This window comes from Microbacterium sp. M1A1_1b, from assembly GCF_053345565.1.
Map to the genome: position 1 here is coordinate 782,552 of NZ_JBKFAJ010000002.1, position 17,663 is coordinate 800,214.

General features: G+C 72.9%; 14 protein-coding genes. 7 read left to right on the top strand and 7 right to left on the bottom strand.

Annotated elements, in window-relative coordinates:
* Nucleotides 1-27: 27 nt before the first annotated feature.
* Nucleotides 28-897: an RDD family protein gene (locus ACLBWP_RS08350; RefSeq protein WP_243561524.1), complete on the bottom strand. Its 870-nt coding sequence runs from the start codon at nucleotides 895-897 to the stop codon at nucleotides 28-30.
* A gap of 47 nt (nucleotides 898-944) precedes the next feature.
* Here ACLBWP_RS08350 and ACLBWP_RS08355 point away from each other — a divergent pair, with 47 nt between their 5' ends.
* Nucleotides 945-1,940: a stage II sporulation protein M gene (locus ACLBWP_RS08355; RefSeq protein WP_243561523.1), complete on the top strand. Its 996-nt coding sequence runs from the start codon at nucleotides 945-947 to the stop codon at nucleotides 1,938-1,940.
* A 150-nt stretch (nucleotides 1,941-2,090) separates the two neighbouring features.
* Here ACLBWP_RS08355 and ACLBWP_RS08360 read toward each other — a convergent pair whose 3' ends face one another.
* The 5 genes from ACLBWP_RS08360 to ACLBWP_RS08380 are packed head-to-tail and all read right to left on the bottom strand — an operon-like array spanning nucleotide 2,091 to nucleotide 7,723.
* Entirely contained in the window at nucleotides 2,091-3,425 is a 1,335-nt protein-coding gene (locus ACLBWP_RS08360) for a DUF58 domain-containing protein (RefSeq protein WP_447654806.1), read from the bottom strand.
* Nucleotides 3,425-4,402: an AAA family ATPase gene (locus tag ACLBWP_RS08365; protein WP_243561520.1), complete on the bottom strand. Its 978-nt coding sequence runs from the start codon at nucleotides 4,400-4,402 to the stop codon at nucleotides 3,425-3,427. The genes ACLBWP_RS08360 and ACLBWP_RS08365 overlap by 1 nt, the downstream gene beginning before the upstream one ends.
* Nucleotides 4,399-5,700 carry a DUF4350 domain-containing protein gene (locus tag ACLBWP_RS08370; RefSeq protein WP_447654807.1) on the bottom strand — a complete coding sequence of 434 codons (1,302 nt, stop codon included), beginning with the start codon at nucleotides 5,698-5,700 and terminating at the stop codon, nucleotides 4,399-4,401. Before ACLBWP_RS08370 ends, ACLBWP_RS08365 begins: the two co-directional genes overlap by 4 nt.
* A complete protein-coding gene (locus ACLBWP_RS08375) occupies nucleotides 5,697-6,338 on the bottom strand; it encodes a DUF4129 domain-containing protein (protein ID WP_243561516.1) in 642 nt (213 codons plus the stop codon). Before ACLBWP_RS08375 ends, ACLBWP_RS08370 begins: the two co-directional genes overlap by 4 nt.
* On the bottom strand, nucleotides 6,335-7,723 hold the full coding sequence (locus ACLBWP_RS08380) for a glycerophosphoryl diester phosphodiesterase membrane domain-containing protein (protein WP_447654808.1): 1,389 nt from the start codon (nucleotides 7,721-7,723) through the stop codon (nucleotides 6,335-6,337). Before ACLBWP_RS08380 ends, ACLBWP_RS08375 begins: the two co-directional genes overlap by 4 nt.
* 145 nt (nucleotides 7,724-7,868) lie before the next feature.
* Between ACLBWP_RS08380 and mtrA the strand changes: the two genes are divergently transcribed.
* The 6 genes from mtrA (at nucleotide 7,869) to secA (ending at nucleotide 16,569) form a co-directional block, all read left to right on the top strand.
* Nucleotides 7,869-8,543 (top strand): MtrAB system response regulator MtrA, encoded by a 675-nt coding sequence (gene mtrA / locus ACLBWP_RS08385; protein ID WP_243561513.1) that lies wholly within the window; start codon nucleotides 7,869-7,871, stop codon nucleotides 8,541-8,543.
* Nucleotides 8,544-8,548: 5 nt separating this feature from the next.
* Entirely contained in the window at nucleotides 8,549-10,213 is a 1,665-nt protein-coding gene (gene mtrB / locus ACLBWP_RS08390) for an MtrAB system histidine kinase MtrB (protein ID WP_243561512.1), read from the top strand.
* The gene (locus ACLBWP_RS08395) at nucleotides 10,210-11,964 is read left to right on the top strand and encodes an LpqB family beta-propeller domain-containing protein (RefSeq protein WP_447654809.1); all 1,755 of its coding nucleotides are present in this window, start codon (nucleotides 10,210-10,212) and stop codon (nucleotides 11,962-11,964) included. Before mtrB ends, ACLBWP_RS08395 begins: the two co-directional genes overlap by 4 nt.
* A 107-nt stretch (nucleotides 11,965-12,071) precedes the next feature.
* Nucleotides 12,072-12,773, top strand: a complete 702-nt coding sequence (locus tag ACLBWP_RS08400) for a phosphoribosyltransferase family protein (RefSeq protein WP_447654810.1) — start codon at nucleotides 12,072-12,074, stop codon at nucleotides 12,771-12,773.
* 161 nt (nucleotides 12,774-12,934) lie between these two features.
* Nucleotides 12,935-13,645, top strand: a complete 711-nt coding sequence (gene hpf / locus ACLBWP_RS08405; protein ID WP_447654811.1) for a ribosome hibernation-promoting factor, HPF/YfiA family — start codon at nucleotides 12,935-12,937, stop codon at nucleotides 13,643-13,645.
* 143 nt (nucleotides 13,646-13,788) lie between these two features.
* Complete coding sequence (secA, locus tag ACLBWP_RS08410; protein WP_447654812.1) at nucleotides 13,789-16,569, top strand: preprotein translocase subunit SecA; 2,781 nt, start codon at nucleotides 13,789-13,791, stop codon at nucleotides 16,567-16,569.
* 566 nt (nucleotides 16,570-17,135) lie between these two features.
* Here secA and ACLBWP_RS08415 read toward each other — a convergent pair.
* Nucleotides 17,136-17,606 (bottom strand): Rv3235 family protein, encoded by a 471-nt coding sequence (locus ACLBWP_RS08415; protein ID WP_243561507.1) that lies wholly within the window; start codon nucleotides 17,604-17,606, stop codon nucleotides 17,136-17,138.
* Between the last annotated feature and the right edge of the window lie 57 nt (nucleotides 17,607-17,663).

The following is a 17,663-nucleotide window of genomic DNA, read 5'->3' on the forward strand; positions in this document are numbered from 1 at the left end:
CGGGCCGGCCCCGCGGTGGCCCCGGCGTCAGCGCGGGAAGCCCGGCGGGCGGGCCGTGGCGGTGACGGCAGCGTCGGCGAGCACCCGCGCGCGGGTCTCGAACGCCCGGCGATCGCGGCTGCGGCGGAGCGCGACGACACCGGCCAGGAACTCCTCGGCGGGCACCGGCGGCACCGGGTGGGCGTAGGCGGCGACCTCGGCGGCCAGTGACCGGGCCGTGGCGTCGCGGAGCGCGGGCTGCACCGTCGCGGCCCCGCGGAAGAACGCCCCGAGCCGGTTCTCCAGACCCTGGGGGAGCGCCCGGACGTCGGCGACCGAGGCCCACCCCGCCAGGGTCGGCGGCATCAGCACGATCGGGTCGCGGGTGCGGGGGAGGCGTTCGTGCTGCACGACCGTGCCGGCGAGCAGGTCCCCGAGCCGCCGGGGCCGTGACCCGAACAGTGCCACCAGCAGCGCGACCGAGCCGAACGTGCTCCACAGCTCGAGCAGGCCGACGAGGGCCCGGGTGACGGCGTGCCGGAACGACACCGCACCCCCGTCGAGCCGCACGACCCGGGTGCCGAACGCGTACCGGCCGACGCTCTTGCCGCGCGTGACGGTCTCGACCGCCGCCGGCACCAGCACGAGCACGACGACGAGCGACGCGATCTGGGCCGCCGCCAGCCACGCGTCGTCGAGCCCGCGCGGCCAGAGCCGGGCGAGCCCGAGCAGCAGCATCACGTACAGCACCACCAGGCAGAGGCCGTCGAGCAGCGCTGCGGCCAGGCGGAGCACGATGCCGGCGGGCAGGACGTCGAGCGCCACGGCCTCGCCGACGACGAGCTCGTCCCCGGCGTCGTCGAGCGCCCGGACGAACCGGGCGTCCGTCAGGTCACGGGGCGTCGATCGCTTCGGCATGGGACCATACTGGCGGAAGGACCGCACAGCGCACGAGGGGGAGCCGCATGGACCTGGACGCGTACTCCGAGGTGCACCGCGACGCGTGGCAGGACCTCGACGCGCTGGCCGCGCGGCGGCCCCGCACGGGCGAGGACGTCGACCGCCTGGTCGCCGGGTACCAGTCCGCCGCGACCGACCTGGCGCGGATCCGCGGTGTCGCGCCCCGTTCGACCACGGGTGACCGCCTCTCGCTGACGCTGCACCGCGCCCGGCTGCGGTTCACCGGGACCCCGACCGACCCCCTGACCGTGCTGACCACGTTCTTCGGCCGACAGCTGCCCGCGGCGCTCCACCGGATCCGCTGGGTCACGATCTGGGTCGCCGTGGCGACGTTCGCCATCGCCGGCATCACCGCGGTCTGGATCAGCACCACCCCCGGCGCGGTGGCGACGTTCGGCACCGATGCGGCGCTGCGGCAGTACGCCACGCAGGACTTCGTCGACTACTACTCCGCCCACGGGCTCGGGGCGTTCACGGCGCAGGTCTGGACCAACAACGCGTACATCGCCGCGAGCATGGTGGCGTTCGGGATCACGGGGCTGTTCGTGCCGTACTCGATCGTGCAGAACGCGCTGAACCTCGGCGTCTCGGCGTCGATCATGCACTCGCAGGGCCGGCTCGGCGACTTCTTCCTGTACATCGCCCCGCACGGGCAGCTCGAGCTGTACTCGATCTTCCTGGCCGGTGGCGCGGGGCTGATGATCTTCTGGTCGTGGGTCGCACCCGGTGCCCGCACCCGCGCCGACGCGTTGGCGCAGGACGGTCGAGCGCTCATCGCCGTCGCCGCCGGACTCGTGCTGACGCTGCTGCTCTCGGGCATCGTCGAGGGCACCGTGACGCGGCAGGACTGGCCCTGGCCCGTGAAGATCGGCATCGGCACCGTGGCGCTGGCGCTCGTCCTGTACTACCAGTGGGTGATCGGCGGGCGCGCGGCCCGGGCGGGCGAGCGTGGCGACGTCGAGGAGTTCGAGCGCGGCGCGTCGGCCATCGTCGCCGGCTGAGCGGTCCGCCGGGGATCGCACCCCCTGGGTGACATCGCGCCCCCGCGCACCGGGGCGCGACGTCCGCAGCGGGGCGCGACGTCCGCAGCGGGGCGCGACACGGCACGACCCGTCCCCGCGCCCGGCCGGCAGCCGGCGTACCGGGGCCGGTCAGAGCCTCCCGGCCGCCTTGGCCCGCAGGTAGGCGTCCGCGACCAGCGGCGGCACCTGTTCCGGCGTGCCGCTGACGACCTCCGCGCCCGCGCGGCGGGCGACGTCGGCCACCCCGTCCGCATCGAGCAGCGTGCGTGCGGCGGCGGCCCGGCGGTAGACATCACGTCCGGCAGCGGTCGGGAGGCCCGGTGCAGCCCCGACCCGCCCCGCGCCGCCGCCGGCACTCGCCATCGCCGTCACGGCCGGGTCCTCGATGGCGGTCACGACGACGGCGTGCCGCCGCGCCAGCGTCGGGAGCACCGCGAGCAGGTCGCCCGAGGCCCCGACGGAGTCCAGGCTCGTGGCGAGCACCACCAGGGAACGCTGCGTCGTGACGGCGTCGACGAGTGCCGGCACGCCGGCCCAGTCGGTCGCGGCCAGGCCCGGCTCGGCGAGCGCGAGGGTCTCGCCGAACCGCTGCACGACGTCGACGCGGGTGGCGCCGTGCACGCGGCCACGCACCCGGTCGTCGACGACGGCCAGGTCGACCCGGTCGCCCGCCGCCGCGGCCAGGGCCCCGATGAGCAGCGCGGCCTCGATCGCGGTGTCGAGCCGGGGTTCGTCACCGATCCGGCCCGCACCCGCGCGACCGGCGTCGACGACGACCACCACGCGGCGGTCGCGCTCGGGTCGCCAGGTCCGGACGACCAGGTCCTGCCGCCGCGCCGTGGCCCGCCAGTCGATCGAGCGGACGTCGTCGCCGCGCACGTAGTCGCGCAGCGAGTCGAACTCGGTGCCGTGCCCGCGCAGCTGCAGGGTCGTCTCACCGTCGAGCTCGCGCAGCCGTGCCAACCGCGAGGGCAGGTGTCGGCGCGACCGGAACGGCGGCGTGACGACCAGCTCGGCGGGAGCGACCAGGACGCGTTGCCGTGCGGCCAGCCCGAGGGGACCGAACGCGCGCACGGCGACCCCGGCGCTCCGACGACGGCCGCGGCGGAACGGCGCGAACCGCATGCGTGCGGTCCGTCGTTCGCCGGGCGGCACCGTCAGGCGCATCCGGTTCGGGGTGTGCCCGGCCGACGGCTCCCACATGTCGCGGACCAGGGCACGCAGCGGACGCCCGCCGTCGTTCGCCAGCACGAGCGTGCCCTCGGCGGTGGTGTCGCGCCGGGCCAGCCGGGGCATCCGTCGCTCGACGCGGACCGAGCGCAGGTCGGCAGCCAGCCGGACGTCGACCGCCGCGGCGACGAGCACGACACCGACCCACGCCAGAGCCCCCCACCCGCTGCCGAGCAGCACGGTGGGGACGATCGCGACCGCGAGCAGCGCGACGAACCGGCCGGAGATCGCCACTAGATCGGCACCCGCACCTGCTCGAGCACCTGCTGCAGGACGCCGTCGGCGCCGATTCCCTCGAGTTCGGCGTCCGCGGCGACCCGCATCCGGTGCCGCCACACGGGCAGCAGCATGGCCTGCACGTGGTCGGGCGTGATCGCGTCGTAGCCGGTCAGCCACGCCCAGGCCTTGGCGGCGGCCAGCAGCGCCGTCGCGCCGCGCGGGCTCACGCCGACCCGCACCGACGGTGCCGCGCGGGTCGCACGGGCCAGGTCGACCACGTACGCCAGCACGTCGTCGCGTGCTCCGACGGCGCGGACGGCGCGCTGTGCGGCGAGGACCTCGTCGACACCCACCACGGGGGTGATGCCCGCCGACCGGACGTCGCGTGCCACGAAACCGTCGGCATGGCGGCGGAGCACCTGCCACTCGACGTCCCGCGGCGGGATCTCGAGCGTGAGCTTCATGAGGAACCGGTCGAGCTGGGCCTCGGGCAGCGTGTAGGTGCCCTCGAACTCGATCGGGTTCATGGTCGCTGCGACGAAGAACGGGTCGGGCAGCGGCTTGGGGGACCCGTCGACGCTGACCTGGCGTTCCTCCATCGCCTCGAGCAGGGCGGACTGCGTCTTGGGAGGTGTGCGGTTCACCTCGTCGGCCAGCAGCACGTTCGTGAACACCGGCCCCTGGCGGAACGGGAACGTCCCCGTCGAGGCGTCGTAGACCAGCGAACCGGTGACGTCGCCGGGCATCAGGTCGGGCGTGAACTGGATCCGCTTGGTGTCGAGCGACATCGCGGCGGCCAGGCTGCGGACCATCAGCGTCTTCGCCACGCCGGGGACGCCCTCGAGCAGGACGTGGCCCTGGGCGAGCAGGCCGACGATCATGCCGGAGACCGCCCCCTCTTGCCCGACGACGGCCTTGCCGACCTCGGCGCGGACCTGGCCGAAGGCGTCGCGCAGGTCCGTGGTGCTGGTGGTGGTGGGCAGGTCGGTCATGGTCGTCCTCCTGGTCGGGGGTCGGTCGGCGGTTCCGGCTGCGGTGGTCCGGTCGTGTGGTCGGTCGGACGGGAGGCCCGTGGTGCGTCCCCGGCGACGGCGCGCGTCACGGCGTGCTCGAGTTCGTCCAGTGCCCGCGCGCCGCCGACGAGGCTCCGGTCGTCGGTGGCCGGACCACCGACGAGCACGGCCCCGACCGCGTCGGCCGGACGACCGGTGGCCGCCGCGACCCGTCGGACGACCTCGTCGACGTGGGCGGAGCGGGGGAGCCCGAGCGCACGACCCAGGCGACGGACCGCCGCGATCCGCAGGGTGTCGAGGGCGTGGGTGCGGTCGCGGGTCCGCGCAGCCAGGCGAGCGCGACCCTCGGTGGTCTCCGACGCACGGACGACGACCGGTAGCTGCTCCACCACGAGCGGGCCGAGCCGACGGCCCCGCCAGATCCCGGCGGCGACCGCCACGGCTGCCAGCAGCGCGATCGCGCTCGGGACCCACGGCGGTGCGAGTTCGCCGAGCGAGGGCGCCGCGTCCGTGCTGCCCGCGGTCGGGACGTACCAGGCCAGCCGGTCGTCGCCACCGAGCAGTCCGAGCGCCAGGGCGGCGTTGCCGGCGGTCGTGATCGAGTCGTTCCGGAAGGCACCGGTCGTGCCCACCAGGGTGACCTGACCGGCAGGCGTCGACGCCTGGACGAGTCCCCACGCCCGGTCGCTCCCGGTCCCGGTGGGGGCACAGCGCACCACACCGCTCCCGTGCACGCTGTAGGCGACCCCGGTGGTCGACACCCGGCGCGCCGAGCCGGCTGCCGGGATGCCGCACGACGCGGTGCTGACGGTGTCGTCCGACTCGACCTGTGCGGCGGGGGTGGCCCGCGTGCGGAAGGCCTCGAGCACGGCACTGTCCGTCGTCACGAGCACGACGTCGGGCACGGTGCGGGCGATGCGCCGGGCGACCGACGGGGCCAGCACACCGGCCGAGTCGTCGACGAACACCGTGCCGGGGTCGGCGCCGAGCCGGTCGGCGTCGTGGACGACGTCGACGTCGGTGCCCTGCTGCTCGAGGACCCGGACGAGCGCGCGGGACCCGCTCGCCGCGGTCGAGGTCGGGTCGAGCGGTGTGTCCGTCGGGCCCGTGCCGCCGCCGATGGCGGCCGTGAGCGCGGCGAGCACGACCCCGATCAGGACGATCGCGACCCAGGACACGATGCGCAGTCCACGGCCCGCCCGCACCGGCGCCTCGGCGCTCTCGGTGTCGTGTGGCCGCTCGTCGGTGCGTCGGGGTGCGACCGTCGGCGCGCTCATGCGGGCACCACCGGACCGTCGACCCGTGTCGGTCGGGCGTCCTGCACCGCGCGTGTCGTCTCGAGGACCTGGCGGGCCGCGGCGTCGTCGGCGTGCTCGTCGAGGTACCGGACCCGGTCGAACGTCGTCGCGGCGGTGTGCACGGCATCGGCGAGCGCCGGGAACGGCGTGCTGGCACGGACGGCGATCGCCCGCGCCGTGGCTCCCGGGACGTCGGGGACCAGGTCGCGTTCGCCGAGGCCGCGCGCCAGCGCTCGGTAGCCCTCGAGCACGGCCCGGTCGAGGTCGCCCGCTGCCAGTGCCGCGCGAGCTGCGGCCGCGATGGTGGCGGCGCTGCGCTGGTCGTCGCCGTCGAAGACCCCGCCGGGACCCTCGGCAGCGAGCCGCGCCCGACGCCGGGGCAGACCGCGCGCGACGACGACGAGCACGACGACCGCCACGAGCACCACGACGGCGATGACCAGCACCGTGCGGCCGAAGCCCTCGGAGCCCAGCCCGTCCGGGCGCAGCGAACCGAGCCAGTCGAGGAACGACCGCGAGGCACGGTCCCACCAGGTCACGTGGGCGCCGCTGTAGTCCTGCTTGGCGAGCTCGCGTTCGAGCAGTCGGCGAGCCTGGTCCGGGTCGACGCCCGTCATCCGCGCCCGCCGTCACCGGGGGGTCCCCACGGCGGCTGCTGCTGGGGCCACGGGCCCGGCTGCTGCGGCGGCTGGGGCCACTGCTGCTGCGGAGGCTGCTGCGGCCACGGGCCCGGCTGCTGCTGCCACTGCTGCTGGCTCGGCTGCGGTCCGCCCCACGGCGGGCGTGCGACGGGTTCGGCCGGGGCGAACGGGTCACTCGGCGACCCGGTCTCCAGGTGCGACGCGATGCGCTGGTCGAGGGCCTCGGTCCGGATGCGCCGGTCGATCGCCAGGAAGGTGGTGACAGCGGCGCTGAGCACGTCGGTGACGCACTGCACCGCGATCACCAGCAGGCTGCCGACGACGAGTGCGACGACCGCTCCGACCGACGCACCCGGTCCGGTGCTCGTCTGGCCGAGCGGGTCGAACACCCCCGACACCAGGCTCGCTCCGAGCGACAGGGGGATGCCCGCGATGCCCGCCGCGATGCCGAACCCGATCTGCACGAGCAGCAGGATGCCGAACGTGCGCCAGAACGCGCCGCGCGTGAGCCGCCAGGACTGCGCGGCCGCCGCGAACACGCCGCGGCCCTCGAGCGCGATGGTGGGGACGGTGAAGGCGAACCGGGTGCTCAGGAACGCCAGCAGGACGAACAACCCGAGCGCCATGCCGATGATGCCGAGCACGAAGGCCGCGATCGTGCCGCCGCTGTCCGCGGAGACGGCACCGACCAGCCCGACGACGACCAGCAGGAACAGCACGGCGACGACGATGCCGGCCGCCAGCTGCAGCAGGATCCACCACACGACGCTCCACCGGCGCCCGGCCAGCAGCGACCAGAGTCCGCGGAAGGTGCCGCGACGTCCGAGCACACGCTGCCCGGTGTCCACGGCGACCGGTGCGACCAGGAAGCCGCGGCCGAGGTAGGCCAGGAAGGGCACCACGGTGGCCAGGACCAGGTACAGGGTCAGACTGCCCGCGATGATGCTGGTGCCGTCGTCCCCACCGTCGAACGCCGACAGCATCCGGGACTGCAGCGAGCGTTGCCCGAACGTCGTCACGAGGGTCGAGACCAGCCCGAGCACGCCGGACAGCAGCACCGCCCACAGGACCAGCACGCGGGGGTTCCGGCGGAAGACGGTGAACGCACCAGCCAGTACGTCCCCGAACCCGAGCGGACGCAGCGGGATGACCGGACGCTGCGACGGCGGCGGGCCCTGCTGGCCGGACGGACCCTGCTGGCCGGACGGACCCTGCGGCCCGGACCAGCCCTGCTGGCCGGACCATGCAGGGGCTGCTGGGGTGCCCTGGGACGGCGGCTGCGTCGGCGGCTGCCGCGGGCCTCCTGGTCGGTCGTCCGGACCGTCGGACGCCCCGGGTGCACGCCATTCGTCGTTCGCCATCGGACCGCCCCCTCCCGTCGGCCGCGCTGGGACACGCGGACACGTCCATCCTGGCGGAAAACCCGTCGTGATGGGGCCTCGGCTATCGTGAACGACACGTGCCCGCTCGGGTACGTCCGCACGCCACCGAAGAGCAGCCATCACCATGACACCGCGCATCCTCGTCGTCGACGACGACCAGGCCCTCGCCGAGATGATCGGCATCGTCCTCCGCTCCGAGGGCTACGAGCCCGAGTTCAGCGCCGACGGCAACGACGCCGTCGACGCCTTCCACGCGACCAAGCCCGACCTGGTGCTGCTCGACGTGATGCTGCCGGGGATCGACGGCATCGAGGTGTGCCGTCGGATCCGTGCCGAGAGCGGCACGCCGATCATCATGCTGACCGCCCGAGGCGACACCTCGGACGTCGTCGCCGGGCTCGAGAACGGCGCCGACGACTACGTGGTGAAGCCGTTCAACCCGAAGGAGCTCGTCGCGCGGATCCGCACGCGGCTGCGACCGGCGGCCTCGGACGCCACCGTCCTGAACGTCGGGGACCTGACGGTCGACGTCCCCGGGCACGAGGTCCGTCGCGGTGACGCGGTCATCGCGCTCACCCCGCTCGAGTTCGACCTGCTGCGGGCCCTCGCCGAGAAGCCGAACCAGGTGTTCACCCGCGAGATGCTGCTCGAACAGGTCTGGGGCTACCACTACAAGGCCGACACCCGTCTGGTGAACGTCCACGTGCAGCGCCTCCGCGCGAAGATCGAGCACGATCCGGACAACCCGCGCATCGTGACCACCGTCCGCGGCGTCGGGTACCGCGCCGGGGGAGCCTGAGCACCGTGCCGCCGACGACGTCCGGTGCGTCGGGCCTCGGCCAGGTGCGCCGGCGGTTGCGCCACTGGGCCCGACGCGGGTGGCGCGCCGTCGCGTACCTGTGGCGTCGATCGCTGATGTTCCGGTCGGTGGCCATCACCGTCACCACGACCGGACTCGCGGTGGTCGTGATCGGCACCGCGGTCATGCTGAGCATCTCGAGCAACGTGTACGCGCAGCGCCGCGACCAGATCGAGGCGGAGTCCGCTCGGGCGACGAACGTCGCGCAGGGCATCTTCGACGCGGCGACCGCGGCCGAGGACAACAACCAGTCCGAACTCGAGACGCTGCAGAACGAGGCGCAGCGCGCGATCCTGTCGAACACGACCAGCCCGGGCGGCACGAGCATCGCGATCGAGCGGTCCCCGAACCAGTCGACGCCGCAGACCCTGCAGAACCGGGCGAGCCAGTACTTCCCCGATGCGGTCATCACCGACGCGCTCCGGAAGGAGGTGGGCAAGGACACCGGGCGGTTGCACCTGCAGGCGGTCCGTCTCGACGACGGCGGTCGGCGCGAGCCGGGGATCGCGGTCGGGTCGACGCTGCAGGTGCCGAGCGCCGGGCAGTACGAGCTGTACCTGGTGTACGACCTGTCCGACGCGCAGAAGACCCTGGACTTCGTGTCGCAGACGCTGTCGATCGGCGGCGTCGCGCTCATCGTGCTCATCGCCCTGGTCACGTCCCTCGTCGTCCGGCTCGTCGTCGTCCCGATCCGCGGCGCTGCCGAGACGAGCCGCAAGATCGCCGCCGGACGCCTGGACGAACGCATCCCGGTCCGCGGGCAGGACGACGTCGCCACCCTCGCTCGGAGCTTCAACGGCATGGCGGACGCGGTCAGCCGGCAGATCACCCAGCTCGCCGAGCTCTCGCGGGTGCAGCAGCGGTTCGTGTCCGACGTCTCCCACGAGCTCCGGACGCCGCTGACGACCATCCGCCTGGCCGGTGACGTCCTGTACGACGCGCGGCACGCGTTCGAACCGTCGGCGGGTCGCTCGGCGGAGCTCATGCACGACCAGATCGAACGGTTCGAGCTGCTGCTGTCCGACCTGTTGGAGATCTCGCGGTACGACGCCCAGGCGGTCGAGCTCGAGACCGAACCGGTCGTCCCCGCGGCGCTCGCCACCGACATCGTCGACGAGTTCCGGCCGCTCGCCGAACGCGCCGGCGTGGAACTCCGGCTGGCGACGCCGGGGGGCCACACGACGATGCAGCTCGACGCCCGCCGCATCCGACGGATCCTGCGCAACCTGGTCGGCAACGCGATCGAGCACGGCGACGCCAAACCCGTGCACGTCGTCGTCGACAGCGACGCGAAGACCGTCGCCATCGCCGTGCGGGACCACGGCGTCGGCATGCCCGCCGAGGACACCACGCGGGTGTTCGACCGCTTCTGGCGGGCTGATCCCAGCCGCAAGCGAACGATCGGCGGGACCGGCCTTGGACTGGCCATCAGCCTCGGCGACGCCAAGCTGCACGGGGGCCGCATCGACGTGTGGTCGCGGCTCGGTGAGGGATCGGCGTTCGTGCTGACCGTCCCACGGCAGGGGCAGGAACCCACCGCGACGAGTGCGATCCGGTTGCCGGAGCTCGACGAGTCCTACGACGGCCCGCGAGAGGAGCCCACCCGATGAGCCGCACGCGCCCCGCCACGTCCGCACCCGTCCGCACGCGCCCCGCACGCGTCCGCACGCGCCCCGCACGCGTCCGCACGCGCCGCGTCCTCGCCGTGGCGCTCGCCGCCCTGACGCTCGTCGCCGTGTCCGCCTGTGCGGCGATCCCCACCGGCGGTCCGGTCCGCACCGGCCAGAGCCTCAAGGACGAGTCGGTCTCCGGTGTCGACTACCGGCCGAGCGCCCCCGAGGACGGCTCCACGCAGAGTGCGATCCTGCGCGGGTTCGTGAACGCCGCCACTGGCGCGCAGGACAACTACGCCGTCGCCCGCGAGTTCCTGAGCGACGGGTTCGCCCAGAAGTGGAACCCGCGCCAGAGCACCACGATCCGGCAGGGGGACGGCGACGTGGAACAGGTGGGGGACCGCGAGCTGACCTACACGCTCACCGCGAGCGCCACGGTGGACAGCGACGGCGAGTACACCCAGGCGGTCCGACCGACGTCGTCGACGCTCACGTTCCAGTTCACGAAGCAGGACGGCGAGTGGCGGATCAGCTACGCGCCCGACGGCATCATCCTGACACCGGGCAGCTTCGGGCAGGTGTTCCAGCCCCACGCGCTGTACTTCTACGACCCGACCTACCGCTACCTGGTCCCCGACGAGCGCTGGTTCCTCGCCAGGTCCTCCACCAGCACGCGGATCGTCAGCGCCCTGCTGGCCGGCCCGGCGGACTGGATGAAGGGCGCCGTGCTGTCGTCGTTCCCCGAGGGCACGCAGCTCTCGCTGAACGCGGTGACGGTGGACAACGGCAGCGCCCAGGTGGACCTGTCGAGCGAAGCGCTCCGGGCCAGCACTGTCGACAAGGTGCGGATGCGCGAGCAGCTCGCCCGGTCCCTTTCCTCGGTCGCGACGATCTCGTCGGTCGAGCTGACCATCGAGGGCGGCAGCTTCTCGATCCCCGACTCCAGCGGCACGAGCGCGGTGGTCAACCCCGACGTCGACCCCAGGCCGCTCGTGGTGTCCTCCGACGGGGTGGGCTACGCCGCTCCCGGGACCGGCGACGTCGCGAAGCTCGGCAGTGGTCTCGGCGACGCGATCGCCGCACTCACCCCGGACGCGCTGTCCCTGAACGCGGCCGGGACCGACGCCGCGGTGCGCAACGGCGACGGGGTCTTCGTCGTCCAGAGCGGCAAGAAGCCCGTCCGCGTCACCTCGAGCCAGGACCTCGTCCCGCCGTCCGTCGACGACCAGGGGTTCGTCTGGACGGCGCAGTCCACGAACCCGCGGGCGATCACCGCGTGGAGCTTCCGCGGCGAGCAGCACCAGGTGACCTCGACGCTGCCGGACGGCCGGCTCGTGTCGTTCCAGGTGTCCCGCGACTCGACCAGGGCGCTCGCCCTGATCGACACGGACGGAGGCCCGGCGCTCTACGTCATGGCGATCGTGCGCGACTCCGACCGCGCCCCCACGGCGCTCGGTGCCCCGGTCCGTCTGCAGGCCGCAACGGGCACGGCGGTCGGTGCCACCTGGGTGAGCGACCTCGACGTCGCGACGCTCGGGCAGACGGCCAGCGGGCCGAGCATCGTCCGGTCGACCATCGGCGGGCAGGCGACGACCCTGCAGAAGCCGGACGGCACGGCGAAGCAGATCGTCGGCGGCAGCGGTGGAGCGCTGCTGCTGCGGATGTCCGACGGCCAGGTGCTGCAGTCGGCCGGGGGCGGATGGGACCGCACCGGCATCAAGGCCTCGGTGCTCGGCATGCAGCGCTGACGACCGGTCCCGTCGGCTGTTCCTCCACACCCCGCCGGACCGGAGGCTCGTCCACCGTTCCCGGGGTCGGCCGCCGTCCGGTGGGCTCCGGCCACCAGGATCGGGGCATGCCATCGACACCGCCGCCACCCCGACCCGACACCGATTCCCCGCCGCGTCCCTGGTCGGACGCCGTGGCCGCGGTGGTCGGGCTGTTCCTGCCCGTCGCCTGCCTGGGGTGCGGGGCGCCCGACCGGGCCCTCTGCCGGCGGTGTCGCGCCGATCTCGCCGCCCGACCCCGACGGGTCCGGCTCGTCGCCGGCGCCCGGCTCGATGCCGCCTTCGAGTACGAGGGGCTCGTCCGCACGCTGCTGCTCGAACTCAAGCTCCGGGGGCGGGTCGACGTCGCCACACCGCTCGGACGACCGACGGCCGCGCTCGTGCGTCAGGCGCTCGCCGGAGCACCGCCGGGTACCCGTGTCCTCCGGGTGCCTCCGTCTCCCCGGGGCCGTCGACGCCGCGGGTTCGACACCGTGGTGCTCCTGCTGGCGCGGGGCGGGGTGCACCGCACCGGACGACTGCGCCGGTCGCGGCGGTCCGTGTCCGACCGGACCCACGGCGGTGGTGGCGGACAGAAGGAACGGACGGCGCTCGAGCGGGTCGACGCCACGGTCGGCACCCTGCGCGCGGTCGGTGTCCGCGGGCGGCACGTCGTGCTGGTCGACGACGTCGTCACGACGGGCGTCACCATGGCCGAGGCGGTCCGGGCCGTCCGGGCGGCCGGCGGTCGGGTGGTGCGGTGTGTGGCGACGGCCAGTGTCGAGCGCTGACTGCCGGGTGAACGCCCGGTGTCCACTGTGCATCCGGTGGGTGTCTTCGCGAACCACGGTTCCGACGTGACGCGCGATGGTCTGCGGGTCTAGCGTGTGGCGACAAGGCGCCGTAGATCGCCGGATGGAGGCGACGCGCCGAAGTACGGATGGGAGCCGCCATGGACGTGACGATCACGGGCCGGAACGTCGGGATCACCGATCGATTCCGCACCTACGTCGAACAGAAGTCCGACAAGCTCGACGTGCTCGCCGACCGCGCCCTCGCCTTCGAGGTGCGCATCAGCCGCCACCACGAGAAGAGCGGCAGCAGCCAGGGCGAGGACCGCGTCGAGCTGACCCTGATCGGACCCGGGCCGCTCGTCCGGGCCGAGTCGGCGGCATCGGACAAGTACGCGGCGTTCGACCTGGCGTTCGCCAGGATGTCGGAACGGCTGCGTCGGGCACGCGACCGCAAGAAGGTCCACCGTGGGCGTCACCGTCCCACCTCGGTGGCCGAGGCGTCCGGATCGGCCTTCGACGGCATGGGTGTGGTCCCGGCCGACGCCAAGCTCATCGAGGACGTGGCGACGGGGGCGATCAGCGTCGTGGACGAAGCCGCGCGTGAGGACGCCGAAGAGGTCTACTCGCCCGTCGTCATCCGCGAGAAGGTGTTCGAAGCGGCCCCGATGACCGTCGACGACGCGCTTTACCACATGGAGCTCGTCGGGCACGACTTCTACCTGTTCGTCGATGCCGACACCCACCGTCCGAGTGTCGTGTACCGGCGCAAGGGCTGGGACTACGGCGTCATCGGCCTCGACGGCACCGACAGCACCGCTGCTGCCGACGCCCAGGACCGCCGCACCGAGCCGGCCAGCGCCATCGCCTAGCAACGGACGACGACCAGTCGGTGTGCACGGTCCGTCCGCGGGCCGTGCACACCGCTGCTCACAGCAGCCCGCTCGTGCGGGTTGCTAGCATGACTGGCTGATCGGCGCGCCACCCGCGCGCGACGACCCCGTAAGGAGTTCACGTGGCAAACGTGCTGGAGAAGGTCCTCCGCATCGGTGAAGGGCGCACCCTCCGTCGGCTGAAGGCGTACGCCTCGGCCATCAACGACCTCGAGGACGACTTCGCGAGTCTCACCGACGCCGAGCTCCAGGACGAGACCAAGGAGCTCCGTGAGCGGTACGCCAACGGCGAGACCCTCGACGACCTGCTGCCCGAGGCCTTCGCCGCCGTGCGCGAAGCCGCCAAGCGCACGCTCGGCATGCGGCACTTCGACGTCCAGCTCATGGGCGGCGCCGCACTGCACCTCGGCAACATCGCCGAGATGAAGACCGGTGAGGGCAAGACCCTCGTCGCGACGACCGCCGCGTACCTCAACGCGATCCCGTCCCGCGGCGTGCACGTCATCACCGTCAACGACTTCCTGGCGTCGTACCAGTCCGAGCTCATGGGCCGCGTGTTCCGCGCGCTCGGCATGACGACCGGGTGCATCGTGGCGAACCAGTCGCCGATCGAACGCCGCGAGCAGTACGCCGCGGACATCACCTACGGCACGAACAACGAGTTCGGCTTCGACTACCTGCGCGACAACATGGCGTGGCAGGCCGCTGACATGGTGCAGCGCGGCCACTTCTTCGCGATCGTGGACGAGGTCGACTCGATCCTCATCGACGAAGCCCGCACGCCGCTCATCATCTCCGGCCCGTCCTCGGGCGAAGCCAACCGCTGGTTCACCGAGTTCGCCTCGATCGCCGGTCGTCTGACCGCGGGCGAGGACTTCGAGGTCGACGAGAAGAAGCGCACCGTCGGCGTGCTCGAGCCCGGCATCGAGAAGGTCGAGGACTACCTCGGCATCGACAACCTCTACGAGTCGGCGAACACCCCGCTGATCTCGTTCCTCAACAACGCGATCAAGGCCGACGCCCTGTTCAAGCGCGACAAGGACTACGTCGTGATGAACGGCGAGGTCCTGATCGTCGACGAGCACACCGGTCGCATCCTGATGGGCCGTCGGTACAACGAGGGCATCCACCAGGCCATCGAGGCGAAGGAAGGCGTCGAGGTCAAGGCGGAGAACCAGACGCTGGCCACCGTCACGCTGCAGAACTACTTCCGGCTGTACCAGAAGCTCTCGGGCATGACGGGCACCGCCGAGACCGAAGCGGCCGAGTTCATGTCGACCTACAAGCTCGGCGTGGTCCCGATCCCGACCAACAAGCCGATGCGGCGTCTCGACCAGACCGACCTGGTCTACAAGAACGAGAAGGCCAAGTTCGAGCAGGTCGCCGAGGACATCGCCGAGCGGCACGAGAAGGGCCAGCCGGTCCTGGTCGGCACCACCAGCGTCGAGAAGTCCGAGTACCTGTCCAAGCTGCTCGCCAAGAAGGGCGTCAAGCACGAGGTCCTCAACGCGAAGAACCACGCGCGCGAAGCAGCGATCGTCGCCCAGGCGGGTCGCGTCGGCGCTGTGACCGTCGCCACGAACATGGCCGGTCGTGGTACCGACATCATGCTCGGCGGCAACGCGGAGTTCCTCGCGGTCCAGGAGATGCACGCCAAGGGCCTGTCGCCGACCGAGACCCCGGACGAGTACGAGGCCGCGTGGGACGAGGTGTTCGCCGCGACGAAGGCCATCGTCGAGACCGAGGGTGACAAGGTCCGCGAAGCCGGCGGACTGTACGTCCTCGGCACGGAGCGCCACGAGTCGCGTCGCATCGACAACCAGCTCCGTGGTCGTTCCGGCCGTCAGGGTGACCCGGGCGAGAGCCGTTTCTACCTCTCGCTCACCGACGACCTGATGCGGCTCTTCAACTCCGGCGCCGCCGAGAGCCTCATGGGCCGCTCGAACGTGCCGGACGACCTGGCGATCGAGAACAAGCTCGTCGGGCGTGCGATCCGCTCGGCCCAGTCGCAGGTCGAGGGCCGCAACGCCGAGATCCGCAAGAACGTGCTGAAGTACGACGACGTCCTGAACCGCCAGCGCGAGGCGATCTACAGTGACCGTCGCCACATCTTGGAGGGCGACGACCTGCACGAACGCACGCAGTCGTTCCTGAAGAGCGTCATCGACGACGTCATCGACACCCACACCAGCGAAGGTTCCCCGGACGACTGGGACCTCGACGCGATGTGGACCGAGCTCGGCACGCTGTACCCGATCTCGATCACCATCGACGAGGTCATCACCGAGGCCGGCTCCAAGGGCAAGGCGACGCGCGAGTTCCTCGGTCGCGAGATCCTCTCCGACGCCAAGCTGGCCTACACCCAGCGCGAGGAGACCCTCGGCGAAGAGGCCATGCGTGAGCTCGAGCGCCGCGTGGTCCTCTCCGTGGTCGACCGCCGCTGGCGCGACCACCTGTACGAGATGGACTACCTGAAGGACGGCATCGGCCTGCGTGCCATGGCGCAGCGCGACCCGCTCGTCGAGTACCAGCGCGAGGGCTTCGCGCTGTTCCAGAGCATGATGGGCCAGATCCGCGAAGAGTCGGTCGGCTTCCTGTTCAACCTCGAGGTGCAGGTGCAGTCCGACGGCGAGAACGCGGTCATCCAGGCGAAGGGCCTGGACGAAGAAGAGGTCGCTGGCCTCGAGTTCTCGGCACCGTCCATCGACGGTGAGGTCGAGGTCCGCGACGAGCAGGGGCGCCTCGAACAGGCCGCAACCGCGCTCGCGCAGCGCGCCCAGGCCGAGGAAGAAGCGGAAGTCGCGCCCGAGAAGGGCTCGGCGTTCGGCTCGGCTGCCACGGCCACCGGCCAGGCGACGGCGACCAACCGTGCCGACCGTCGTCAGGCCGCCAAGAAGGGCTGACGCTCCCGGACACCGCACACGACGAGCCGCTCAGGGGCCCGGCGACGGTCCGACACGACCGCGCCGGACTCAGGGCGGCTTCGTCGTGCCCGGCACCGTCGTCGGCGTCGGCACCGTTGCCGTTGCCGCCGAGCGGTCGCGTCGTACCCCCGGGCGGACATCGCGCCCGTCGGTGACGGGGCGCGACGTGCGCACGGGGGTGCGGTGCGTGTGTGTGCCGCTGTGGAGGCTCGGCGTCGGTCTGACGGGTGGCGCCTGTCCCTGGGATGGGCGCGTCGCACCCCGGGGCGGTTCCGTCGCACCCCCGGGCGGACGTCGCGCCCGGGGGTGACGGGGTGCGACGTCCGCACGCGGGTGCGGCGCACCGCCGGGCGCATCGCGGCGTGCCGCGCACGGCACGCCGGGCGCGTCGCACACCGCGCCCGCGGCACGCCCCGCCGGGCGCGTCGCACGCCGTGCTCGCGGCACGCGTCCCGCCGGGCACGCCCCGCCGGGCGCGTCGCATGCCGGGCGCACCCCGCACCCCGCACCCCGCACCCCGCACCCCGTCGAGCGCGTCGCCGCCGTCAGAGCATGGCGACCGCGGTCGCCCGCCACCGGCCCGACCGCACCTCGAGCCGGATCGCCACCGCTCGGGCGTGCGACCGCGTGTGCACCACGACACTCGCCTCGGCCACGCCCTCTGCCGGACGGCTGACCACGGCACCGCCGACGCGGATCGACGCCCGCCGGCTGTGTCGTCGCGCCGCCGATCGAGCCCGCGCGGCGTACGCGGCACGCTGCTGCAGATGTCGATGCACGTCCTCGGTGATCCACCGCGCGATGCTGTCGACCTCTCGTGCTCCCGTGAGGATCTCGGCGACGCAGAGCGCCAGCGCGCGGGCTGTCTCCGCCGGGTCACCTGGCCCGGTCGCCTGGCCGTCGGCCCCGCCCGCTGGCTGGTCGGGCCGGCGTGCGACTGCGCCGCCCGAGCCCGGCCGCAGTGCTCGTCGCGGCTCCTCCGCATCGTCATCGATCCGTTGTGCTTCCCGCGCCACCCGGGCCCCTTCCGTCGGAGATCGAGCGTATGGGGAATGCAACATTCAGATTTCATC

Bases quoted from the DNA above. Each gene is read 5' to 3' on its own strand.
- ACLBWP_RS08400 (WP_447654810.1), top strand. From the start codon at position 12,072: ATGCCATCGACACCGCCGCCACCCCGACCCGACACCGATTCCCCGCCG.
- ACLBWP_RS08350 (WP_243561524.1), bottom strand. From the start codon at position 897: ATGCCGAAGCGATCGACGCCCCGTGACCTGACGGACGCCCGGTTCGTC.
- ACLBWP_RS08365 (WP_243561520.1), bottom strand. From the start codon at position 4,402: ATGACCGACCTGCCCACCACCACCAGCACCACGGACCTGCGCGACGCC.
- ACLBWP_RS08375 (WP_243561516.1), bottom strand. From the start codon at position 6,338: ATGACGGGCGTCGACCCGGACCAGGCTCGCCGACTGCTCGAACGCGAG.
- ACLBWP_RS08370 (WP_447654807.1), bottom strand. From the start codon at position 5,700: ATGAGCGCGCCGACGGTCGCACCCCGACGCACCGACGAGCGGCCACAC.
- mtrA (WP_243561513.1), top strand. From the start codon at position 7,869: ATGACACCGCGCATCCTCGTCGTCGACGACGACCAGGCCCTCGCCGAG.
- ACLBWP_RS08380 (WP_447654808.1), bottom strand. From the start codon at position 7,723: ATGGCGAACGACGAATGGCGTGCACCCGGGGCGTCCGACGGTCCGGAC.
- hpf (WP_447654811.1), top strand. From the start codon at position 12,935: ATGGACGTGACGATCACGGGCCGGAACGTCGGGATCACCGATCGATTC.
- ACLBWP_RS08355 (WP_243561523.1), top strand. From the start codon at position 945: ATGGACCTGGACGCGTACTCCGAGGTGCACCGCGACGCGTGGCAGGAC.
- ACLBWP_RS08395 (WP_447654809.1), top strand. From the start codon at position 10,210: ATGAGCCGCACGCGCCCCGCCACGTCCGCACCCGTCCGCACGCGCCCC.